The sequence below is a fragment of the Amycolatopsis sp. genome (assembly GCF_035276945.1).
Taxonomy (GTDB): domain Bacteria; phylum Actinomycetota; class Actinomycetes; order Mycobacteriales; family Pseudonocardiaceae; genus Amycolatopsis_E.
The window spans coordinates 54,742-77,118 of record NZ_DATELF010000160.1; the positions used below are offsets into that span (position 1 = coordinate 54,742).

The 22,377-nt window shown below is 70.0% G+C and carries 17 protein-coding genes and 2 pseudogenes; 8 read left to right on the forward strand and 11 right to left on the reverse strand.

Annotated elements, in window-relative coordinates:
- Window positions 1-113 precede the first annotated feature (113 nt).
- The 3 genes from VJT49_RS29350 to VJT49_RS29365 all read right to left on the reverse strand — a co-directional run bounded on the left by VJT49_RS29350 (window position 114) and on the right by VJT49_RS29365 (window position 5,444).
- Window positions 114-608, reverse strand: a complete 495-nt coding sequence (locus VJT49_RS29350; RefSeq protein ID WP_324168205.1) for a hypothetical protein — start codon at window positions 606-608, stop codon at window positions 114-116.
- A 268-nt stretch (window positions 609-876) separates the two neighbouring features.
- Window positions 877-2,412 (reverse strand): ATP-binding cassette domain-containing protein, encoded by a 1,536-nt coding sequence (locus tag VJT49_RS29360; protein WP_324168206.1) that lies wholly within the window; start codon window positions 2,410-2,412, stop codon window positions 877-879.
- Window positions 2,406-5,444 (reverse strand): hypothetical protein, encoded by a 3,039-nt coding sequence (locus VJT49_RS29365; protein ID WP_324168207.1) that lies wholly within the window; start codon window positions 5,442-5,444, stop codon window positions 2,406-2,408. Before VJT49_RS29365 ends, VJT49_RS29360 begins: the two co-directional genes overlap by 7 nt.
- A 95-nt stretch (window positions 5,445-5,539) precedes the next feature.
- Here VJT49_RS29365 and VJT49_RS29370 point away from each other — a divergent pair, with 95 nt between their 5' ends.
- The gene (locus VJT49_RS29370) at window positions 5,540-6,130 is read left to right on the forward strand and encodes a CGNR zinc finger domain-containing protein (RefSeq protein ID WP_324168208.1); all 591 of its coding nucleotides are present in this window, start codon (window positions 5,540-5,542) and stop codon (window positions 6,128-6,130) included.
- Between the two features lie 214 nt (window positions 6,131-6,344).
- On the opposite strand, the gene VJT49_RS29375 is transcribed toward VJT49_RS29370, so the two are convergent.
- Entirely contained in the window at window positions 6,345-6,818 is a 474-nt protein-coding gene (locus VJT49_RS29375) for a MarR family winged helix-turn-helix transcriptional regulator (RefSeq protein WP_324168209.1), read from the reverse strand.
- A gap of 266 nt (window positions 6,819-7,084) precedes the next feature.
- On the opposite strand from VJT49_RS29375, the gene VJT49_RS29380 reads away from it, so the two are divergent.
- A complete protein-coding gene (locus VJT49_RS29380) occupies window positions 7,085-7,495 on the forward strand; it encodes a four-helix bundle copper-binding protein (RefSeq protein ID WP_324168210.1) in 411 nt (136 codons plus the stop codon).
- Between the two features lie 1,293 nt (window positions 7,496-8,788).
- Here the strand turns inward: VJT49_RS29380 and VJT49_RS29385 are convergent.
- The gene (locus tag VJT49_RS29385; protein ID WP_324168211.1) at window positions 8,789-9,949 is read right to left on the reverse strand and encodes a 3-deoxy-7-phosphoheptulonate synthase; all 1,161 of its coding nucleotides are present in this window, start codon (window positions 9,947-9,949) and stop codon (window positions 8,789-8,791) included.
- A 322-nt stretch (window positions 9,950-10,271) separates the two neighbouring features.
- Here VJT49_RS29385 and VJT49_RS35505 point away from each other — a divergent pair.
- The 6 genes and pseudogenes from VJT49_RS35505 to VJT49_RS29410 all read left to right on the forward strand — a co-directional run.
- Window positions 10,272-10,487 (forward strand): annotated as a pseudogene (locus tag VJT49_RS35505) (antibiotic biosynthesis monooxygenase); the annotation flags it as partial.
- A 249-nt stretch (window positions 10,488-10,736) separates the two neighbouring features.
- Window positions 10,737-11,279, forward strand: a complete 543-nt coding sequence (locus VJT49_RS29390; RefSeq protein ID WP_324168212.1) for a hypothetical protein — start codon at window positions 10,737-10,739, stop codon at window positions 11,277-11,279.
- Between the two features lie 39 nt (window positions 11,280-11,318).
- Complete coding sequence (gene pabB, locus VJT49_RS29395; RefSeq protein WP_324168213.1) at window positions 11,319-13,460, forward strand: aminodeoxychorismate synthase component I; 2,142 nt, start codon at window positions 11,319-11,321, stop codon at window positions 13,458-13,460.
- A complete protein-coding gene (locus VJT49_RS29400; RefSeq protein ID WP_324168214.1) occupies window positions 13,457-14,944 on the forward strand; it encodes an AMP-binding protein in 1,488 nt (495 codons plus the stop codon). Before pabB ends, VJT49_RS29400 begins: the two co-directional genes overlap by 4 nt.
- Before the next feature lie 32 nt (window positions 14,945-14,976).
- The gene (locus VJT49_RS29405; RefSeq protein ID WP_324168215.1) at window positions 14,977-16,509 is read left to right on the forward strand and encodes a class I adenylate-forming enzyme family protein; all 1,533 of its coding nucleotides are present in this window, start codon (window positions 14,977-14,979) and stop codon (window positions 16,507-16,509) included.
- Entirely contained in the window at window positions 16,502-17,701 is a 1,200-nt protein-coding gene (locus tag VJT49_RS29410; protein WP_324168216.1) for an FAD-dependent monooxygenase, read from the forward strand. The genes VJT49_RS29405 and VJT49_RS29410 overlap by 8 nt, the downstream gene beginning before the upstream one ends.
- Here VJT49_RS29410 and VJT49_RS29415 read toward each other — a convergent pair.
- The 6 genes and pseudogenes from VJT49_RS29415 to VJT49_RS29440 form a co-directional block, all read right to left on the reverse strand.
- Window positions 17,695-18,162, reverse strand: coding sequence for a carboxymuconolactone decarboxylase family protein (locus VJT49_RS29415; protein WP_324168217.1), 468 nt, complete (start codon window positions 18,160-18,162; stop codon window positions 17,695-17,697). The two genes, VJT49_RS29410 and VJT49_RS29415, sit on opposite strands and share 7 nt — an antisense overlap.
- Before the next feature lie 10 nt (window positions 18,163-18,172).
- Window positions 18,173-18,940 carry an aminotransferase class IV gene (locus tag VJT49_RS29420; protein WP_324168218.1) on the reverse strand — a complete coding sequence of 256 codons (768 nt, stop codon included), beginning with the start codon at window positions 18,938-18,940 and terminating at the stop codon, window positions 18,173-18,175.
- Window positions 18,941-19,633: 693 nt separating this feature from the next.
- A complete protein-coding gene (locus VJT49_RS29425; RefSeq protein ID WP_324168219.1) occupies window positions 19,634-19,999 on the reverse strand; it encodes an RNA-binding S4 domain-containing protein in 366 nt (121 codons plus the stop codon).
- A 122-nt stretch (window positions 20,000-20,121) separates the two neighbouring features.
- Window positions 20,122-20,838, reverse strand: coding sequence for a CAP domain-containing protein (locus tag VJT49_RS29430; protein WP_324168220.1), 717 nt, complete (start codon window positions 20,836-20,838; stop codon window positions 20,122-20,124).
- 172 nt (window positions 20,839-21,010) lie between these two features.
- Window positions 21,011-21,713, reverse strand: a pseudogene (locus tag VJT49_RS29435) (VWA domain-containing protein); the annotation flags it as partial.
- A gap of 288 nt (window positions 21,714-22,001) precedes the next feature.
- Window positions 22,002-22,283: a hypothetical protein gene (locus VJT49_RS29440; protein WP_324168221.1), complete on the reverse strand. Its 282-nt coding sequence runs from the start codon at window positions 22,281-22,283 to the stop codon at window positions 22,002-22,004.
- Window positions 22,284-22,377 lie beyond the last annotated feature (94 nt).

Sequence of the window (22,377 nt, forward strand, 5' to 3'; positions counted from 1 at the left end):
CATTTCGGTCGCACGGCTCGCAACGACTGGGTCCGAGAAAAGGCGTCTCGAAATCGTAGCTCCGTCATTGTCATTTCCGGCCCGCGTCACCCGGAACTGCTGAATTCTCGCGGTTACCGCGCATTTTCGGGCGGCCAGATCATGCCCTCCAGTGCGTAATCGGGCCTTTCGGGCAGGGCGGTCAGCTCGGTGACGCCGGCCGCCATGCCCAGCGCGGCCATCGCGGCGTCGAAGGCGTCCTCACTGGCCGTGGCCAGGTGCCGAACCTGCCGACCAGGGGTACGGGGGCAAGATACCGCGCGCTCGGCGGGATCGCTCTTGGTGACCGGCCCGGTCGGCAACCTCGGATACACCTCGACGACGACCGGCGGCTTCGACGCCCGGAAGGGCCAGATCGTCCATCCCGCGGCCGCCAGCCCGTACAGCGCCTGCGTCCCGTACAGCGAGCCGCGGCCGACCTGCCCCGCCCCGACAAGCCTTCGCGCGGCGCGAGTCCCGCTTTCACGCCAGGCGAGTCGGGCTTTCGCGCCAGGCGAGTCCGGCTTTCGCGCCAGGCGAGTCGGGCTTTCGCGACGGGCGAGTCGGGCTTTCGCGACGCCCGGGTCCATGCGGAGCCGATGGGGTCATGGCCTCACCAAACCACCTGCCACCGAAACGCACAAAAAGTCACCATGAGCGACAAAACGCAGCCCAGCCGGGCAGACCCGCACCATGCGACTGAGCCGAACGGACAATAACCAGCGGTCGCCGTATATCGTTTCATTCTCGTGTTACACCACGCGTCCGCACCAGCCCGTTCCTCCCGCACAAGGATTCCATCCGCGGCTTCGTGTTCGACGTGGTGACCGGAAAACTGGCTGAGGTCGTCTGAGCTGCCTAATCCAGGGTGAGCACGGTGTCGGCGGCCTCGGCCAGCACCGGATCGTGGGTGGCCGCGACCACGGCGACGCCCTGGCGGGCCGCGACGACGAGGTGGGCCACCACCCGCTCCGCGTTGGCCTCGTCCTGCCGGGAAGTCGGTTCGTCCAGCACGGCCAAGGCGGGCTGGACCGCGAGGACACGGGCAACGGCGACCCGCTGCCGTTCGCCTCCCGACAGCACCCGCACCGGACGCAGCCGCAACGGGGCCAGCCCGAAGGCCTCCACCCAGAAACCGATCAGGGCGGGGTCGTCGTCGAGCCCTCGTGCCTGCCTGGCCAGTTCCAGGTTCTCCCCCACGTCGAGCATCTCCGACAGGACCGTGGTCTGCGCGGCGACCGCGAAATACCGGCGGCGCAGCGCCGCGAGGCCGCCTCGGTCGAGTTCGGCGAGATCGGTGCCGAAGACCCGGACGGTTCCCGCGTCGGGGAGTTCGAGGCCGGTGAGCGCGCGGAGCAGGGTGGTCTTGCCGGAACCCGACCTGCCCTGGATCACCGTCAGCGAGCCCTCCCGCAGGCACAGGTCCTGCCCGTCGAGCACCTTGCGCCCGCCCCGCACGACCGTGACGCCGGACAGTTGCGCGATCTCCCGGCCTTCGGCGGCGGGAGTGGCTTCCCGGGCCGGACCACGGTGGGCGGCGACCGGCGAAGGGTCCTGACCGGACAGCACCAGGGCACCGGCTCCCGCCTCGGCACGCACCCTGGTGCCGATGCCCGCGCGCAGCCGCAACGGCTCCGGCAACCGCACCCAGCCCCGGTCGTCGATCACCAGCGCCTCGCCGCCCGAGTCCGACGGTGTCCATTCCTCGCTGAGCCGGCCGTCGCGGATCCGCACCATCCGGTCGGCGATCCGCATCGCGCGCGAGTCGTGGCTGACCAGGAGCAGCGCCGCGCGCGCGACCGCCGCCGCGTCGGCGAGCAGGTCGTAGACCGCGTCGGCGGCGGCCTGGTCGAGTTCGCCGGTGGGCTCGTCGGCCAGGATCAGATCGGGCTCGTGCGCGACGGCGGCGCAGACCGCGACCCGCTGTGCCTCGCCCCCGGACAGCGAAGCCGGGGACCGGCCGGCGAGGCGCCCGAGCCCGAGGGTGGCCAGTAGCCTCCCGGCCTTGGTACGAGCCTGCGCTCGCGCGGTGCCCGTGATCCGCAGTTGCAGCGCCACATTGTCCACTACGGACATCTCCGGCCTCAGCGTCCGCGCGTGATTCGCCTCGACCAGCCCGAGCCGGCGAGCGCGCAGGAAGGTCCGCTCGCGCTCGGACGCCCCAGCCAGATCGACCCCGCACACCGAGACCATCCCCGCGCTCGGCCCGCGCATGCCGGAGAGGACCTGCAGCAACGTCGTCTTGCCCGCCCCGTTGGGTCCGTGCACGACGACGCGCTCTCCGGCCGCCACGTCCAGCGTCAGCCCGCGCAGGGCGGCGACGTGCCCACGCGGTGTCGGGTAAAGGCAGAACACGTCGTGCGCGCTGAGCGCCGCGGCATCGGAAGTCACCACGAGCTCTCCTCCGGACGGCGGGGCGACCGCTCTCGCAAGGCCGTCGCCGCGACCACTCCCGATATCGCGAGCCCGAGCACGACCCCGCCGATCACCACGGCCGCCACCCACCCCGGCCCCACGCTCAGGGCCAGCGGCGGAACGGGCGTCGTGCCCACCGCGGTGACCATCACGAGCCTGGTGGTGAGCAGGGACAACGCCAGACCGACGAGCAACCCTCCCGGCACCGCGACGGCGACGACGGCGGCCGCCCGCACGAACAACGACACGCGCAGCGTTCCGGGCGTCACGCCGTCGGTCTCCCAGGCATACAGTTCCGCGGATTCGTCCCTGCGTTCGGCGACGACCAGCAGCACCACCGCCAGCGCCGCGACCAGCAAGGTGATCAGCGCGCTGGAGGTCAGCAGTGTCACCGCGGCCCGCGCGACCGGGTCACCGGCGAGGTTGTCTTCACGCGCCTGGCGAAGGTCGACATGCACCAGGTCGAAGGGAGCACGCGTGAGCGCGGAGTCCAAAGTGGCCGCTCGGCCGTCCGGGACGGACAGCCACAGTTCCCGCGCCGACCCGATACCCGGCTCGCGGGCATCGAGCGCGTCGGCGAGGGCAGGCAGATCCGCGACCACGAAACGCGTTCCGGTCGCCGGAAAGCGTGGAATGATCCCGGCGACGCGGGCGAGCAGGGGTTCGTCGCCGTTGATCACCAGATGCAGCAGCCCGCCGGTGGCCGTGGCGGCGGTGTCCGGATCGGCGAGGACGGGGATGGGGGCCGGCGTGGCACCGGCGTCCGCCCGCACGACGATACGGGCACCGCTGAACTGGTACGAGACTTTCAGCTCGCTGCCGGACGCGGTGACCTGGGCGCCCCCGGATCCCCATCCGATCCAGGTTTGCGCCGCGGTGTCGGGGAATTCCGGCGCGCCGAGGGTAAGGACACCGGACAGCACCGAGACGTCGCTGTCGCTTTCGCCGATGTGGTGCTGATGTCGGGTGGCGTAGTCCGTCGACTCGGCGATGGTCAGCGCGAACAACCTGGCCGGCGACGAGGTGGCGGGCACATCCGCCACCAGCCTCCCGTCGGTGGGACGAAGTTGAAGCCCGGTGTCGCGCCCGTCCGCCGTACGAAGCCAGGCCACGACATCGAGCGGCCCGGCATCTCCGGGCACCGGGAACGCGATGGTGCGCGCGCCCGCAGGCACGAGCAGCCCAGGGCTCTCGGGTGGCACCGCCGCCGAGATCAGGCGCGCGGCCTCGGCGGGCGAGGACTGCCCGACGACGTGATCCCAGGACCGGATTCCGGCCAGCGCCGTCGGATCGACCCCCACCACCTCGGTCGCCTGTGCTTCGGCGGCGTTGACCCTCGCGGTGGCGCTGGTACGGAGCACGGGATGAGCCGTGGCACCGGTCGCGGCGAGCACCTCGGGAGTGACGACGTCCAGGGGCCGTTTGAGGCTTGCTCCCGTGGTGATCCTCGCGTCGAGCGGGACGGCGAACGCGGCCTGGTCGGCGGCGCCCTGCCGCAAGGTCGCCTGGTAGGCGCCGGCGAACACGACGATACCGGTGGCCGCGGTGAGGAAGGCGACGGTCGCGACCGGCCGCAGCGGGCGGCGTAGCACGCCGAGCAGGCCCAGGCGCACACCGAGCGCTCCGCGGGGCGCGAGCCGGGCGGCGAACCCGGTGACCGGCGGCCAGATCCGCGCGACCAGCAGGCCACCGCACAGGACCACGAGGACCGGCAGGGCGAGCAGCAGCAGGTCGGTCCTCTCGCCGAGGGCGGTCGCGGTGACCGCGCCCCGGGCGAGCGCGAGGGCCCCGGCGACGAGCCCGGCCACCACCGTCACGTCGACCGCACGCCAGGCCGCGTTCCCACCCCCCGCGCGGGACGGCGGTGACCCCGGTGACCCTGCTGCCATGGTGACCCCGACGACGACCGCGGCAGCCGCCGCGCCCAGCAGAATCGTGACCGACGCGCCGTGGAGAGCTCCCAGCGCGGACGACCAAGCGGGCAATCCCGCTGCTGCCGCGCGAATCGCCACGACGGCCCCGCCGGCGAGCACGCCGGCCAGGGTTCCGGCGGCGACCGGGACGGCCGACTCGAGAGCGGTCAGCAGGCGGACTTTCCGCCAAGGGGCGCCCCGCCGCCGGAGGAGTTCGAGGACCGCCCCGTGGTCGCGGCGCAGGCCGATCGCGCCGATCGCGGCGAACCCGAACAGCAGCATCGTCGCCGCGCCGCTGAGCAGGGCGAACCGCCGCGCGGAAAGGCCGGCACGAGCGTCCTCGGCGCGGAGCACGTCGTCCGGCGCGGTCAGCACCAGGCCCCCGGCGGTGGCCGTGCCCAGCGCGTCGCCGACCTGGGCGCTCAGCGCGAGATAACCGGTCACGCCAAGGGTTTGCACGCGGTCGAGATCGATCGGGGTGACCCAACCGTACGACCGCTGGAAGGTTTCCAGCGACGCCAGCGCGGCCGCCTGCCGCACCCCGTCGGCGAGCAGCAGCGGCGCGTCGCTCGCCGGGTTGAAGGTGCCGGTCAGCAGCAGCGGGTCGGCCCGGACCGCGTGGCCGACGATCACCAGTCCCAGCGCGGGGTCGAGCGCGGGCGTGCCATCCCCCACCACGACCACCTCGCAGCGCTGAGGCTCGCACGACGTGGGTGCCCGGCCCGAGGTGATCCGGACCGCGCCGGTCAGGTCGTCGACGGCGCCGAGGAAGAACGAGCCGTTGGCGGCATCGGCGAGCTGCCGGAACAGCAACTCGGCGCGGGCGGGTTGTGCCGCGAGGCCCGCCAGCTGGTCCCTGGTCTCGCGGTCCATCAAGGCCAGCCGGTTCCCGGGCAGCTCCATGCCCGAAAACGAAACCACCAGGCTGCGCTCGCCGGGGTCGAGCTGCTGGATGCCGTGCCGCAGGCTCTGCGACACGGCGATCGCCGAGCTCCCCTCGGCCAGCACGGGCAGGAGCGTGGCGGCCGCGACGCCGAGGCTCACCAGCAGCCGCCGCGCCGGGCGGTACCGCAGACGAGCCCACGCGAGCACCGGCATGGCGGCCACTCCCCTAACCAGTAAAGCGGATGTGAGAGGTTAGCATGAGCGGAACGGGTAACGGGCCCATGAAAATTCGCGGAGGGAGCGTGCCGATGGCCTCGGTCGTCGTCGACGGGCTGACCCTGCCCATCTCGATCGGCCGGCACCCGGCACTCGACTTCTGCAATACGCGGGCCGGCTGGGAGAACGAGGTGCCGAAGGAATACCTCCGCACCCACGCGCACCTTTCGGTGTGGGCACGGGAAAACGGACTCGTCACCGCGTCTGCGGTGGCCGAAGCCGAGCGGCACCCGGCCACGGCGGCGGCCGTCCTCGACCGGGCGCTGGTCTTCCGCCAGGCCCTCTACCAAGTGTTTGTCCGCGCACCGCGGGAAGACGACTGGGAAACGGTCGACGCCGAGGTACGCCGCGCCGCCGCCCACGCCACGCTCCGGCCGGGGGCGCCGGTCGCCACCTGGGCGCTGGCGGTGCCCGATCCGCTCGAACTCCCCCTGCTCGCCGTCGCCTGGGCCGCGGCGAACCTGCTGACCACGACCCCCCTCGCCACGATCTCGGCCTGCCCGGGCGACGGCTGCGGGTGGCTGTTCACCGACCCGCGCGGCCGCCGCCGCTGGTGCTCCATGGCCATCTGCGGCAACCGCGCCAAGGCCCGCCGCCACACGGAAAAACACCGGCAGCCCTGACCACGTCCCGCGAGTCCAGCCTTCGTGACCCGCGAGTCCGGCTCTCATAACGCGCGAGTTCGGCCTTCGCGACCCACGAGTCCGGCCTTCGTGACCCACGAGTCCGGCTCTCGCGACGCGCGAGTTCCACGTCCACTGTGGAGTCCGCGGCGGCGGTGAACCCGATCCGGTTGGTCTTGGTGTGCTCAGCGACCGTCCACCGCCGGCTGAGAAGTCACGGCCACGGGGTGACGTCGCGGACGAGCCTCCCAGCAAACGTTCGTAGATGTCGGTGAGGGTGTCGCAATCCTTGGTGGACAACGGATCGAAGAAGTGGCGACACACCGTTTCGACGTGCTTTGGCGCGGCGGGCCTCGATCGCGGTCCGTCCCGCCTCGGTCAACCGGGCCATCGCTCCCCGGGCGTCTTCAGGGCATTCCGCGCGCATCACCAGCCCCCGCTTTTCCATCCGGCGGACCTGGTGGGAGAGACGGCTGCGGTCCCAGCCCACCGCCCGGCAGAGGTCGCGCATGCGCACGACACCATCCGCGGCCTCCGACAACGGAACCAGCAGCGCGTATTCCGCTCCTGACAGCCTGGCATCACGCGACAGCTGACTTTCAAAAGCTTTTTGCAGTTCTCGCCCCAGTTCGAGATGCGCCCGCCACAGCCGCGTTTCCCGGTCGTCGAGCCATCGCGGGGTCGCCATGACGGCAGCGTAGCCGCAATGCTGACGTGTCACCACAACATGCCTGGCGCCGGCCACCCCGGTTCGCCGCCGAACTGTCGATCTCCACCGGCAACCCCCACGCCGCGAAAATCCTGACCAAGCTCGGGTTCGCCTCCCCACTGAGATCGTCGCGGTGGTCATGGATCGCGATCCGGTGGATGAGGAGGTCTCCGGGGTTGACCGCCGTGCCGACCGGGTAAGCCGAAGCGTGCCGTCGAGCACGTCGTCGAGCATGAGGAGGAACGATGACAGTCACGGAAATGGTACGGACCTATCCGGCCGATCTGGGCGAAGTGGACCGCGACGCGGTGATCCGGTGCATCGAGCAATGCATGATCTGTGCACAAGCGTGTACGGCCTGTGCCGACGCCTGCATGTCCGAGCCGGATGACGAGATCCCGATGCTGCGAAAGTGTATCCGCTCCAACGAGGACTGCGCGGACATCTGCGCCACGACAGAGCGGATCCTGTCCCGGCACACGGGTTACGACGCCAACATCACGCGCGCCATCCTCGATGCGTGCGCTGTCGTTTGCCGTTCCTGCGGGGACGAATGCGAGCGCCACGCCTCCCGGCACGAGCACTGCCGGATCTGCGCCGAGGCATGCCGCCAGTGTGAAAATGCCTGCCGGGAGTTGCTCGGCGCCCTCGGCTGACGACCTGATGCCACTGGTTCTGCCCGTCCCTTCCGCAATGGGACGGGCAGAACCTTTTGTTCGGTTGCTTGACCAACTCCTCACGAAACTGCACCACGTCGACCTCGCGAGCCTTGCCGATCAACCCTTCGAGCGACTGCTCGCGCAGCGCTGTTCGTGTTCTCGTTCGTGCCGCATTGCCAGGGCGCGAATGTTAATCGCAGAAACAGGCTCGACCGGGGAGTCGCGTGGGGATTTCTGGCCCTCACCGTGATCACTGTCGGGTAACCCGGGAGAGTCTCACCCTCCGGTCGGGTGGGACCGCCGCGTTGCCGCGGCGGTCCCCCTGAGAACCGTGCTTGCGACTCGTCGCCGCACACGGCTCAAGCAAGCCGCGGGGGCAAACTGGCGGGCTGAAGCTGCTTGGGGCGGCTGCCACTGGACCTGTTGGGGTCCCGTTGGCAGTGGGCGTGCATGAGACGAGTTTGATGATCGTTCAGGGTCTCGCCGTCCGTTATGGCGACCGCGTGTTTTGTGATCGCTTTACGGGTGGCTTCCAGCCACTGCTCCCCTTCGGCGGGCGATGCTGGTAAAAGGTAGTCCCCACAGAGCGGGCAGCGGGCCTGCTGGGCTTGCGACAGCCGCAGGGTGAATCGGCCCAGCGGTGGCGGATTCTTGCCGCGCCCGTTTTCTCCAGTATTCGGCCAGGCCGGGATCGTAAGGTGATGCTCCGCCCTTGACCATCTGGTGCCGAACGATCGGTGTCCAGGAGAACTTGATCAGGTAGGCGCCGCTGCTGCGGTCGCCGAAGGCCCATTGTCGTTCCTGGTCGGATGGAACACGCCGAAGTGGTGGCCGACGACCCACCACTTCGACTTGTTGCGGTGCCCGCGTAACGCCCACCGGTAGGCAGGGCTACGTCGCGTTGCCCTGGCTTCCGCACGCACTGACCTTTTCCTTTGTCCTTTGCTGGTCGCCGGGCCGTCGTGATCGGTTGCCGACGTCGTGCGGGTGGCACGTGAGCAGCCGGCTGGGGCTCAGTGACCGTTGTTCCACGGTGGCCGCCCACCCCCAACTCCGGATCGCTGGTTCCCTCACCGGCGACCTATCTGTCCACAGTAGACCCGCCGAGGTCGGTGCTGGAGAACCTCAGCCATATCGATGTGCCGATCAGCGGAAAATGTCCTTGACACCGCGATTGTGCAGGTCGGAGGTCACTTTCCGCGGAACTTCGCTCGATGGTCCGGACTAGCAGCCGCCTTGCCGCACCGATTGGCGTGCCATGCGGGAGAAAGCGCTTTCCTGGTGCCATGCTCAGCCGAGCAACGTCGTCAACGACATCGCCTGCTTGTTGTTGAGCCGCGGGTCGCACAGCGAGGTGTAACGACGTGAAAGGTCCTCCTCGCCGGTGACGTCGCCGCCCACACACTCGGTCACGTCGTCGCCGGCCAGTTCGAGGTGCAGGCCGCCGAGCCACTCCCCCCGTTCGGTCAGGATCTCGCGGCAGGCGGTGATCTCGCCGGCGATGTCACTCAGCCAGCGGGTCTTCACACCGTGCTGGGTTCGGCGGGTGTTGCCGTGCATGGGATCGCACAGCCAGACCACCGGGTGACCGGCTTCGCGCACGGCCTCCACCAGCTCGGGCAGGCGGTGACGGACAGCGTTCACGCCAAGACGGCAGATGAGGGTCAGCCTGCCCGGTGACCGATGCGGGTCGAGCCGGGCACACAGGTCCACGACCGACTCGGGTTCCGCGTCGGGGCCGATCTTGCACGCGACCGGATTCGTTACACCCGACAGGAACGCGACGTGGGCGCCGTCGACCTGGCGGGTCCGGTCGCCGATCCAGGGGAAGTGTGTGGACGACAGGTACCACTCCCCCGCACCGGGGCCGGACCGGACCAGCGCTTCCTCGTAGTCGAGAAGCAATGCTTCGTGACTGGTCCACAACGCCGAGCGTAATTCGGCCAGCACGGCCCGCGCGGTGCCGTACGCCCTCAGCATCCGCCCCGGGTCCGGCCGGCGGGCGCTCACGAGTGGTTCGGGCGCGTTCACGGCCAGCCCTCGGAACGTGGGCACCAACCGGCCGTCGATGACCTCCGACAGTGCTGTGCGCGGCTTCGCGAACTGCCCGGCGAGCCTGCCGACCACCACCACCGGCACGCCAAGCCGCGCGCCGAACTGGTCGGACAGGCGAGCCAGGATCAGGCTCTTGGCACGAGCGGCACGCACCGCCTCCCCGCCGAACGGTTCCGCGCAATCCCCGGCCTGCACCACGAACGCCCGGCGATCGGCGACGAGTGCAAGTGTGCGGCGCAGGCCGCGGGCCTCCGCGGCGGTGACCAGCGGCGCGGCGGCAGCCAGCACCGCCCGGGCGCGAGAGAGCTGACAAGGGTCGGGCCAGTCGGGTTGCTGGGCCACCGGCCGCCTACGCCAGCTTGCCGGATGCCATTTCGCGGGCGCCTGCAATTTCACTCTCGAAAACTCCACAATACATCCGGGAATCGATTACCAGTGTCGAAGACTGCCAGTTCCGGCAACTGAATCCTGCGCTTCGGCATAATTATTTCGCCACCCCGGGAAATACGAGACCCACAGGGCGGGCCGCCAATGATGGCCGGGGCCGTGTGTGTTCCACGTAAGGTCACGACCGGGTGGAAGTTCGGCCGCAATCCGATGAACCATCCAGCACGAAGGTCCGTATTGACCGATGAGCCTTTCCCCGCCGTGGGTGGTGTCGCAGCGTCGCACGCCCCGGCGACGGTCGGCCGGCCACACGAAATGAGGTAATCGATCGATGACAGCGGAGAAACACGTCGTTGCCATCACCACCCATCGTGTTGAGGCTGACCAAGAAAGGACTTTTTCGCTTTCCGCGGGCCGGTTGCTGGGCGCGGCCTCCCGATCACAGGGCTATCTCGGCGGCGACCTGCGCAGGTCGGCCTCGGACAATTCGCTGTGGCAAGTCGTGTGTTGCTTCGAAAACGCCGAAGCCGCCGAGGCATGGTTGACCTCACCACAGCGTTCCCTGTGGGCCGCCGTCCTGGAACGATCCGGTCCGAGCCTCGACGGGCCACATCCGGAGAGCGAGGACAGGCGGGCGGGACGCCGTGGCCGAGCTACCTCACCCACGCTGCCCGTTGTGACGCCGGCAGCCGCGGCCGCCTTCTCCGCGACAACCGCGGCGGACGTCAGACCGAAAACGACCGGGCCGCTCCCGGTGAAGACGCCCGCGGATGCCCCGACCAGGACGGAAGTCCCGGTGAGGCGAGCGGCACCGCCGCGAGCAACGGCGGAGCGGGCAGCCCCCGAAACCGCCACGAAGATCACGCCGCCGGAAGACCCGACCAAGCGGACGTCGACCTCGACGAAGAAGACGCCGCCCGCGCCGCCACCACCGCCCCCGCGCTGGAAGATGGCCGTGGTGACGCTGGTCGCGGTGTTCCCGGCGGTACTCACCACCAACGTACTGGTCATCCCGCGGCTGACCGGCCTGTCGCTGATTCCCCGCACGTTCGTGCTGTGCGTGGTCGTGACCGTGCTGATGACCTGGGTGCTCATGCCCCGGCTGATGAAACTGCTGGCGCCGTGGCTACGCGGCGGAAACAAGGCACCCGAGCCCTTACCCGAACCGAAGAACGACGACGAAACACGCATAGTGCCACCCGCCGGCGGGGCGAAGGCCCCACCGCCGCCCCGCGCCCGGCACCGGGTCCCGGTCCCGCCGCCTGCCCGCCAGCCGGCCGGTTCACCGCGCAGGGCCGCCACCTCGCCGGGACGTCAGGTCCGCGCCGGACGCCGGTGAATCGGACACCACTATCCACGAAGACCGGGAGCGTAATCCGTGCGAACCCTTCTGATCGACAACCACGACTCCTACACCTACAACCTCTTTCACCTGATCGCGACGGTGAACGGGGCCGAGCCCGTGGTGCTGGCCAACGATGACCCGGCGCTGGCACGCGTGTCCTTCGAGGAGTTCGACAACGTGGTCGTCTCGCCGGGTCCGGGACATCCGGGCCGGGCCAGGGACCTCGGCTGTTCGACACGCTTCCTGGCTCAGGACCGGCTGCCGGTGCTCGGGGTCTGCCTGGGCCACCAGGGAATCGGGTTCCTCGCCGGTGCGCCGGTCGTGCCCGCGCCCGAACCCCGCCACGGCCACCCGACCATCGTCCGCCACGACGGGCGTGGGCTGTTCGCCGGGCTGCCCCAGGGCTTCACGGCGGTGCGCTACCACTCCCTGTGTGTCGAAGAGCCGCTGCCCACGGATCTGGAGGCCACGGCCTGGGCGGAGGACGGCGTGGTCATGGGGATCCGGCACCGGGAGAAGCCCCAGTGGGGTGTGCAGTTTCACCCGGAGTCGATCCTCACCGAATGCGGGCCGGAGCTGGTCGGCAACTTCCGGCGCCTGTCCGGAAACGGTGACCGGCCCATCGTGGTGGACACCCGGCCCACCAGCCAGGAGCCAACCACCCGGCCCGACTCCGATGTCCGTTATCGCCTGCACGTCGCAGTCCACAGAGGACAGATTGCTCCGGAGCAGGTGTTCACCACCCTGTTCGCCACGTCGTCCCGGTCATTCTGGCTGGACGGCGACGAAGGGCTCTCCCGCTTCTCCTACCTCGGCGACGACACCGGGCCGCTGGCCGAGTTCTGCGACTTCGACGTGCACACCGGCGTCGTGGAGGTGCACCGCGCGGAACAGCCCGTGAAACGCGTCCGCGAGGACATCTTCACCTACCTTCGCCGCGGCCTGGCCGAACGCCCGTTCACCGCACCGGCACTGCCCTTCGACTTCGTGTGCGGTTATGTGGGCTATTTCGGCTATGAACTCAAAGCCGCCCTCGGTGGGCAAGCCGTGCACCGCAGCGAAACCCCGGACGCCGGCTGGCTGTTCGCCGACCGGGTCGTGGTGATCGACCGGCTCGAGCAAACCGCCTACGCACTGTGCCTGGCCGAGGACTTCCCCGACGCGGAGGCGGAGGCGATCGGCTGGCTGGACGCGACGCTGGAGAACCTGCGCTCGCTCCCGCCGCGCACCCCGCCAAGAAAATCCACAATGGACGCTCCGGTGCCGACCGAACGCTGGTTGCTGCGCGACTCCGGCGGCTACCAGGCCGACATCGACAAATGCCAGCAGCAACTCCGGGCCGGGGAAAGCTACGAGATCTGCCTGACCACCGCGGTCGAACTGCCCGCGCTCTGCGACTCCGCCGACTACTACCGGGTGCTGCGATGGGTCAACCCCGCCCCGTACTCGGCGTACCTGCGGTTCGGCGAGGTCGACGTGGCCAGTTCGTCACCAGAGAGGTTCCTGAAGATCACTCCCGAAGGCCTGGTGGAGACGAAACCGATCAAGGGCACGGCCCGCCGCGGCGCCACCCCCGAAGAAGACGCGGCACTGCGTGACCGCCTGGCGAGCGACACGAAGACCCGGGCGGAAAACCTCATGATCGTCGACCTGCTGCGCAACGACCTCGGCCGGGTGTGCCGGGTGGGCACGGTCGAGGTGCCGGGACTGATGCGCACCGAAACCTACCGTACGGTGCACCAACTCGTGTCGACCGTGCGCGGCGAACTCGCCCCGGGACGGGACGCGCTCGACTGCGTGCGCGCGTGCTTCCCCGGGGGTTCCATGACCGGGGCGCCGAAGGAGCGCACCATGGAGATCATCGACGATCTCGAGCCAGGACCGCGAGGAATGTACTCGGGCGCGCTGGGTTTCCTCAGCTGTAACGGCGCCGCGGACCTGAGCATCGTGATCCGCACGGCGGTGTTCGCCAACGGCAAGGTGCGGATCGGCGCGGGCGGGGCCATCGTGCTGACCTCGGATCCCGGCGACGAGTACCAGGAAATGCTGCTGAAGCTCGCCGCCCCGATGCGAGCCCACTGGGAGGCGGCCGCGACCAAGGCGATCTTTCCCCAGGAGCCGCCGCGGCCTCGCCGGCCTTCGACCCAGAACATCCGTGCCGAGGCCGGCCGGTGAACGCCAACTTCGCGGCCCGGCTGGCCGGAAGAGCGGAACAGCACGGCTGGGCCGGGCGAACGGCGTACTTGGCCGGCGACGTCCCGTGGACCCACGGCCAGGTGCACGACCTGGCGGCACGGACCGCGAACCTGCTGGCCGGGCACGGAGTTCGTTCCGGCGACCGGGTGCTGCTGGCGGCGCCGGACGGGATCGCCTGGGTGGCGGGGTTCCTGGCCGTCGCCCGGCTCGGCGCGACGGCGGTGCTGGTGAACCCGGACCTGACGGCGGCCGACCACGCCGGCCTGCTGGCCGACTGCGCCCCGCGGCTGTGCCTGTCCAGCGCGGCGCTGGCGGGCCGGTTCACCGATCATTCCTTTGTGGACATCGACGATCTGGTCACCCGCAGGGCGCCGGAATCGGCACCGGCGGGCGCGGCGGACGTCGCCGCCGGCACACCGCTCTACATCCAGTACACCTCGGGCACCACAGGACACCCGAAGGGCGCGGTCCACGCCCACGGCCACCCCGTCCGGTATGCCATCGACGTGGGTCACGAGGTGCTGCGGATCCGCCCCGGCGACGTCGCGCTGTCGGTGTCCAAAATGTTCTGGGCGTACGGATTCGGCAACGCGCTGGTCTTTCCGCTCTACACCGGGTCCGCCGCCGTCCTTTCCGGACACCGGCCGGGCGCCGAAGAAATCGCCGAGCTGGTGGTGCGCCACGGTGTGACCGTTCTGTACTCGGTGCCGTCCTCGTATGCCGCTCTCGTCGAGACCGAAGCGCGCAAGAAGTTCGGCTCGGTGCGGGCCGCCGTCTCCGCGGGCGAGACCATGCCAGGCCCGCTGGCCGAACGGCTGCCGGACGCCCTGGGCTTCACCGCGATCGAGCAGATCGGCTCGACCGAGGCCGGACACGCCTTCTGTGCCAACACCGTGATGGACAACGTGCCGGGCACCCTGGGAAACCCGGTCCCTGGATGGGAACTACAGCTGCGAGACCAGGCCGGCAACCTCGTCGAACCAGGCACCGTCGGCGAGCTGTGGGCGCGTGGGCCGACGCTGTTCTCGCACTACCTCAATTTGCCCGAGGTCACGGCGCGAACCCTGGTCGACGGCTGGCTGGCGACAAACGACCGCGCGGTCTGCGACAACGGCGTCTACCGGCACGCCGGCCGGACGGACGACATGGAGATGGTCGGCGGTATCTCACTGTCGCCGATCGAGATCGAGCGAGTGCTGCTTGCGCATCCCCTCGTCCGCGAAGCGGCGGTGGCCGCCGTGCCGGATCACCGGCAGGCGACCAAGCTGCGCGCGTTCATCGTCCCGGCGGCGGGCATCTCAGGCGGCGACTCGCCGTCCGGACTCCCGCAGGACCTCGTCGCCTGGGCCCGGTCACGGCTCCCGGCCTTCAAGGTGCCCCGAAGCGTGCAGGTCGTTTCCGAGCTTCCCCGGACCCCGACCGGGAAGCTGCGCAGGCATCTCGTCCGCACTGGCTCCTGGTAACCCCGCCCCACCCCGAAAGAACGGAGTTCGACATGCGTCTGGCCCCTGCCCGCCAAGGCTTCTACATGGGTGACATGTTCTCCCGTGCCGCGGCCCGGCACGGTGACGTGCCGGTGATCCTGGACCGCCCGCTGGACGTCGCGCCGGACCTGGGCACCGAACACACCTACACCTCGCTCGCCGAGATCGTGGACCGCCTCACCGACCAGTTGTGGGAGTCCGGTGTCCGGCCTGGGCAGCAGGTGGCGATCCACAAGACGGACAACATCGACATCGCCCTGCTCGCCTGCGCGCTGTCCCGCATCGGCGCGGTTCCGGCACTGCTGTCGCCAGGCCTGGACGCGTCCGTGGTGAGCATCCTGCTGACCAGACTGGAACGGCCGTGGCTGGTCACCGACAACGCCAAGCTCACCACGTTGACCGACCTGGCCGGTTGCACCCGCGGGGTGATCGAGGTGCCGCTGGCACCCGCGACGGCGGGCACCAAGGCGATCGGAGTCCGGCGGTCCCCGCGCGAACCCGCGCTGATCACCCACAGCTCGGGAACCACCGACGTGCCGAAGCTCGCCGTGCACTGCCCGCAGGCACTGTGGAACCGGCTGGCCCCGCAGAAGATCCTGGCGCTCCCGGTGCGTGGCGAAACCGCGGCCCTGTGCGTGTCCTACGTCCACTCCCGCTTCTATCACGCGCTGGGCGTCTTCCTCAGCGGCGGCAGCCCGCTGCTCCTGCTCGTGGATCACGACCCCGCGTCGGTCGGCCCGCTGTTCGCGCGGTGGAAGCCGGGCGTCGTCGAAACTCATCCCAACACCTTCGTCCTGTGGGAGGACCTGGCCGACGCGCCCGGGGCGCCGCTGTCGAACGTGCGCTGTTACGGGAGCACTTTCGACGCCATCCATCCCCGTACCGTGCAACGGCTGCTGGGCGCGTCACGGCGCCCGTTCCCCTGGCTCTGCCAGTTATACGGGCAGAGCGAGACCGGCCCTGCCGCCGTCCGGTGGTTCACGCGCCGCGGCGCCGACCGGGGCAACGGCCGCCTGGTCGGTGTCGGCATCCCCGGTTTCACCAAGATCCGCGTCACCGACGACGCGGGACGACCGTGCCCGCCGGGCGAGGTCGGGCATATCGAGGTGAAGACCCGCGGCCGGATCCTGACCTACCAGAACGCCCGCGGCACGTTCGCCGCGCAACTGAACGGGGACTGGTGGCGGATGGGCGATCTCGGCCGCCGCTCGTGGTGGGGCGGACTGCAACTGGTGGACCGCGAGATCGACCGGATCGACACGGTGGACAGCAACCTCGCCATCGAGGACGTGCTGATGTCACGCCTGGAGGAACTGCGCGAAATCATCCTGGTCCCCGGGGCGAACGGAACTCCGTTGCCGGTGGTCTGCACGCGTGACGGGTCGCCGTTGGACCCGGCACGGTGGCGGGAGGCCACCGCGGATCTGCCCGAGATGGACGAGCCCCGGCAGTGGGCCTTCGACGACCTGCCCAGAACCTCGACCTGGAAGATCAAACGCGTGGTGCTGGCCGGCATGCTCGCCACCGAGGTGGCCGGTGGCTGAGCCGATGCCGGTGCTCGTCGCGGGGGCCGGGCCGGTCGGCCTGGCCGCCGCGCTGGCCCTCCGTGCCCGTGACGTGCCCGTGGTGCTGCTCGAGACCGACTCGCCGGGCCGGGTGCGGCCCGGCAGCCGCGCGCTGTACGTGCACCACGATTCCCTGATGCTGCTGGAATCGATGAGCCGGGGCACCGGCACCCGGCTGGCGGAGCGCGGCATTCTGTGGAACGTGCGGCGGACCCTGTTCGAGGGGCGGCAGGTGTACGCCCGGGCGTACCCGCCCTATCAGGCGAGGGATGTCATGCCGCCGTTCGCCAGCCTCCGCCAGGCCGACACCGAACGGATCCTGCTCGACGCCTGCGTGCATGCCGGTGTCACGGTGCAGTGGAACTCCGAGGTCGTCGACGTCACGCCCGACGCGGACGGCGTGACCGTGAAGACCACCGAAGGAATCACCTGGCGCGCGAGCCACCTCCTCGGCGCGGACGGCGCGCGGTCGACGGTCCGGCGGAGCGCCGGGATCGACCTGCGGGGGTCGACGGCGGACGGCTTCCACGTGGTGGTCGACATCGCCACCACCGCCGAGGAGCAGCGACGGGACCGGGTGTTCCACTACCGGCATCCGGCGATGGGTGACCGCCATGTCCTGACCGTGCCCTACACCGGGGGATTCCAGGTGGACCTGCAGTGCAGGGCGACCGACGATCCGGAGGCGATCGCCTCCCCGGAGATGGTGCGGGCATGGCTGCCCAGGGTGATCGGCGCGGTCCCGGACGAGCGGATCACCTGGATCTCGGTGTACCGGTTCCGGCAGTTGATCGCCGGCACCTTCGCCCACCCCAGCGGCCGTGTGCTGCTCATCGGTGAGGCCGCGCACCTGTTTCCGCCGTTCGGGGCGCGGGGGATGAACAGTGGTTTCGCCGACGCGGACGCGGCGGCGACCGCCGTCACGGCCGCGCGGCGTGACAGCGCCGAACAGGCCGCCGCCGTCGCCGAGTTCGCCACGAAGCGGCGCGCCGCGGCCCTGCAAAACAGCCACGCCGCCGGAGCGGCGCTGGAGCACATGCGCCCCTCCGGCGGCGTGGCCCGCACGCGGCAGTTCGTGGCCGCGCGCCTCGCCCCGCTGGTGCCGCGCTTCGGCGAATGGCTCGAGCGCGCGCCCTACGGGCCGTCCTCGCCGGTGCTCAGCGGCTACTGAGCGGGGACCATCCGGGTCGAGATCGCCGTGCGGTTGTAGGCATTGATCACCGTGCTGATCCAGATCAGCGCGGCGATCTGGCCCTCGCCGAATTCGGCGGCGGCCGCACGGTAGACCTCGTCAGGCACGTGCCCGTCATGCACCAGGGTGATCGCTTCGGCCAGCGCGAGCGCGGCCTTTTCCGCCGGGGTGAACGCCGGGCTCTCCTGCCAGGCGCTCAGGGCGTAGATACGGCCTTCGGTCTCCCCCGCGTTCCTGGCGTCCCGGGTGTGCATATCCAGGCAGAAGACGCAGCCGTTGATCTGGGAGACCCGGATCCGGATCAGTTCCGCCAGCGCGGGATCCACCCCCGCGCGCCCGGCGGCCTCGACGGCCGCCGTGTGCAATCCGCGCATGGCCACCGAAACCTCGGCGGTCAGCGATTTCAGGTTTACTCTCGATTCCACTGTCTGAACTGGCATGGCACCCATTCTATAAGAACACGGGCAGCCGGTCCGCCCAATCCAGCGGAAATGTCTTCAATGGCACACGCAGATTTTCCACCAGCGCCCGCCATTGACGGAAACGCGCGCCGGGGCCTGCCACGATCGCGCCCGGGGTCCATCCGGTGACCAGGCGGACGCCGTGCAGCGCGTTCACCAGCCACACCTCACGGCCGCCAAGTTCCTCAGGCCGCCGCGCGCGCCGGGCGGTCCTGATGCCCCGGGCCGAAGCCAGCTCACGCACGACCGCGGCCGTGGTACCCGGCAGCGCCGGAACATCCGCGGGCGGTTCGCACAGCACACCTTCTTCCCACCACAGAAGGGAAGAACTGGCCCCCTCCACGACGAAACCGTCCGATGTGGTCAGAAGAGCTTCGTGCGCGCCGTACCGTTCAGCATCCTCTCGCAGCAGGGCCAGCCGGTCGAGATCCGGGCCCTTCCGATGCGGATACGACCGCCTGTCCGGTTCGTCCGGGACCCAGATCCTTACGCTCTCGCGGAGAACCGGCGCCGGGCGGATCCTCAGGCGTAGCGCCGGCGCGGCATCGACGAGCTCCACACGAGGAAACCAGGTACCGGACCGCGGCAGCCCGGCGACCACTGTGGACCAGAACTCGCGCAGTTCACCGGCGGAGACGACGCCCAGTTCGAGACAGGACCGGGTGAACCGGTCGATGTGTTTCTCCATCGCCCGCACCGCGCCGTCGACCAGCAGCCAGGAATCCGCCACCAGCAACGATCCGGATTCGCCGCTCATCCCGTCCCACCTTTCGCTCGCGACAATTCCCCAAACCTGAAACGTAGCGCCGGGCGGACTGGTTCACGGAATTTTCCGCGGGAATTCCGGGCAATGCGTCCGGGCCGCGCACCGGCGACGCGGGGTGGACACGAGAGCGCGAATCACACCAGGCCGGCATGGGCAGGCACGGCCCGGGTACCCCCGGCACATGGTGAGCTCCCTGTTGCGTGGTGCCCTCGCCGGCGCCGCCGGTACCACTGCCCTCAACGCCATCACCTACCTGGACATGGCGCTGCGCGGCCGGCCCGCCAGCAACACTCCCCAGGAGACGGTCGACCGCCTCGCCCACAAGGCCGGGACAACCGTGCCAGGCGACCAAGAGCGCCGCGGCAACCGCCTCACCGGGCTGGGCGCGGTACTGGGGACCCTGACCGGCATCGCGGTGGGCGCCGGGTACGGGGTTCTCCGTTCCGTGGGCTGGCGCCCCTCAGTCACCGCCGGAGGACTCGTCACGGGAGCGGCCGCCATGGCCGCTTCGGCTGTGCCGATGACCGTTCTCGGCGTCACCGACCCTCGCGACTGGCGTCCCGCCGACTGGGCCGGTGACGTCGTGCCACACCTTGCCTACGGCCTGGTCACGGCCGGCACGTATGCCCTCACCGGTTTGCCGGAAACGCTGACGACCAGGGCTCGTCATGGGTCGCCGATTCGTCAGATTCGACCGGTGCGGAACTTGTCGAGCACCCGGCGTTCCCGTTTGGTGGGCCGTCCGGCACCCCGGTCGCGGCGGGCGACGGGCACCGACGCCTCGGGGGGAGGGGCGGGCGTCCGGTCGATGAAGCACGCCGAGGCGACGTTCGCGCCGACCCGTTTCTCGATGGCGCGGACCACCTCGACGATCCGAGTCGTGTCACCCACGCGCGCACGCACTTCGTCGCCGGGTGACACGGTCGTCGCGGGCTTGGCGGGCCGCCCGTTGACGCGCACGTGCCCGCCTCGGCAGGCCGCGGCCGCGTCGGGCCGCGTCTTGGTCAGCCGGACCGCCCACAGCCAGCGATCCACTCGGGTGGACTCCACAACCCTCCATCATGGCCTGCCGCTCGGTGGCGACGAAACCCGGTGCGACCGAGGTGACGGCGATGCCGTACCGGGCTGACGCACCATCGCGCGGCTGAGACATGGTCGGTCCCGGGCACCAGTCAGAAACCGAAAGTCTGCGTCCAGTACCAGCCGGACGTGGCCAGCCCGACGCCGAGCGCGGTGAACGAGCAGTTCAGAATGTTTCGGCGGTGGCCGTCGGAGTTCATCCACAACGTCATCGTCTGCGCGACGGTTGCCGACCCCATGGCGATGTTCTCGCCCCCCGGCCGCGGGTAGCCGGCATTCTTGATGCGCTGGTCGAACGTCACACCCTCGGGCGTGGTGTGCGAAAAGTAGCCGCGCGCCGACATGTCGTCACTGTGCGCCTGGGCAGCAGCGGTAAGCCGGCTGTCCAGGGTCAGGGCACCACAACCGGCCGAGGCCCGTTGCTGGTTGACCAACGCCAGCATCTGCCCGGCAACCGACGAATCCGCGGCGGAGGTGGATGCCTTGCCGGGAGTCGTCGTCGGCCGCGGTTCGGGCGTTTCGGACGCCTTCGCGGACGGCTTGGTGGGCGGTGGAGCGGCCGGCGGAGCCGGACTCTCGGCGGCCAGGGTCGGCGCGGCAACCGACTCCACTGGCGGGGCAGGACTCGGCGTGACAGGGGCCGAAGTGGTGGTCGCCCGGTAAGCCACGTCGTTCGGTGGATCCGCACTGATCGGCTTGCCGGAGGACTCCCCCCGGGACAGCACCACGCCCCCACCCGCGAGCACCACCCCGAGCAGCACGCTGAGCGCGACGAGCGCGGGCCGGTTGCGAAAGTTGACGACGGACACGAGCCGAGAAATTATCACCGATTGGTAACGGCACCGCACCACCGAATGGAGTAACCACGTTAACTCATATGGATCAACGAGCGCAGCGAGACCAGGATGATCTTACGCTCCGTTGTCATTGAGCGGGCTCGTTTGGGCTCTTCGGTGACTGCGTCGAGTTGATCTTGCGCAGGTGCCCGTCCCACGTGTTCACGTTCGCCTCGCGGAGAATGCGGCCACCGAGATCGGTGCCGCACCGGGCGCGACCAGCTGGATGACCTCGTCCGTACTGTCCACGAACGCGAACACCCTGACCTTGCTGAACACCTCGCGCAGCGCCTGGACCAGCAGCATGGTGAAGTCGGCGAGACCGGCCAAAGAACCGGACACATCGCACAGCAGCACGATCTCCGGCCTGCCTGGGCAGCGCCTGCGGCAGGCGGGGCGTCGGCACTCCGCCGGTGGACAGCGACCGCCGCAACGTGCGGCGCAGGTCGATCTGCCCGCAGGCGGCACGGCGGCGGCGAACGGCCAGCCGGTCGCGAGCTTGCGGGCGAGCGGGCGCACCACTCGGCACAACTCCGCGAGCCGCGCGCGGTTTGCGGAGGAGAAAGTCGGTTTGGTCCGGAGTGGACGGTATCGCGTGCCGCGCGACGTGCTCCCGCCCCCGCGACTCGGCGGCCCTGCGCCGTGCCTCGACCCGCACCTTGGCCCAAAACCGTTCGACACGGCGCCGGACATCGTCGCGAGCCAGGCGGTCGGTGAAGCCGTCCCGAGCGCACAGCCGCGAGCACCCGAGCCACCAGCGTCTGCGGCTGGGCCCGGTCGAGCGTCTGGTGGACCGACCAGCCGCCTGCCGCGCCCGCCCCGCCGTAGAACCCGAAGCCGTCCACCGCCGCTTCGGACTTGATAGCCGAGCCGGGCCAGCGCGGCGTCGTCGTCCACGGCGAGCGCTTCGGCCGACTTGGTCACGGAGGCTGCCCAGATCCGTCTCGCGGACGCCTTCCGGCCGAGTCTGAACCTCGACAAGACCACACCATGAACCTGACGCGGCGGAGCGAACCGAGCCGACTAGTCCTCATTGGACACTCACCGGAAGACGGCACGCCCGCCCCGCGACCGAACTCGCCCTGCCCACCACACGGGCCGCGAACCGGGACGACCAGATGAAAGCAGGCGAGGGGTCAGACTCCCAGAGACCGACGCAGCCGCTCCGGATAGTCGTCATAGGTGGCGACGACGTCCTCGATGTGCACGAGGTTGGGAAAATCTTCGACGTCCTGGCGCTCCGCGAGGAACTCGGCCGTCCGCTCGACGACCCGTGATTCGTCGGCGTCGCCGACGCCCAGTTGCCGTAAAACCTCCGGCTCGATGTGAAACCATGATTCCACGACCTGAGCGCCGGAGTCGGCGCGCACCACGTACTCGTGCTCGGTCACGAACTCGACCTCGAACTGCCGTGCCATGGTTCCCGGCTACCCAGTGCCGGGCCGGCCAACCCCACGCGGCCGCGGGCGGCCTGACCGGCGACGCGGGTACGGATATCCGTATTCGCGTACG

Excerpts from the sequence above, each read along its gene's own strand:
- VJT49_RS29420 (WP_324168218.1), bottom strand. The coding sequence starts at position 18,940 with ATGAGCGGCGAATCCGGATCGTTGCTGGTGGCGGATTCCTGGCTGCTG.
- VJT49_RS29365 (WP_324168207.1), bottom strand. The coding sequence starts at position 5,444 with ATGCCGGTGCTCGCGTGGGCTCGTCTGCGGTACCGCCCGGCGCGGCGG.
- VJT49_RS29375 (WP_324168209.1), bottom strand. The coding sequence starts at position 6,818 with ATGGCGACCCCGCGATGGCTCGACGACCGGGAAACGCGGCTGTGGCGG.
- VJT49_RS29440 (WP_324168221.1), bottom strand. The coding sequence starts at position 22,283 with ATGGCACGGCAGTTCGAGGTCGAGTTCGTGACCGAGCACGAGTACGTG.
- VJT49_RS29405 (WP_324168215.1), top strand. The coding sequence starts at position 14,977 with ATGCGTCTGGCCCCTGCCCGCCAAGGCTTCTACATGGGTGACATGTTC.
- VJT49_RS29370 (WP_324168208.1), top strand. The coding sequence starts at position 5,540 with ATGGCCTCGGTCGTCGTCGACGGGCTGACCCTGCCCATCTCGATCGGC.
- VJT49_RS29380 (WP_324168210.1), top strand. The coding sequence starts at position 7,085 with ATGACAGTCACGGAAATGGTACGGACCTATCCGGCCGATCTGGGCGAA.
- VJT49_RS29415 (WP_324168217.1), bottom strand. The coding sequence starts at position 18,162 with ATGCCAGTTCAGACAGTGGAATCGAGAGTAAACCTGAAATCGCTGACC.
- VJT49_RS29350 (WP_324168205.1), bottom strand. The coding sequence starts at position 608 with ATGGACCCGGGCGTCGCGAAAGCCCGACTCGCCCGTCGCGAAAGCCCG.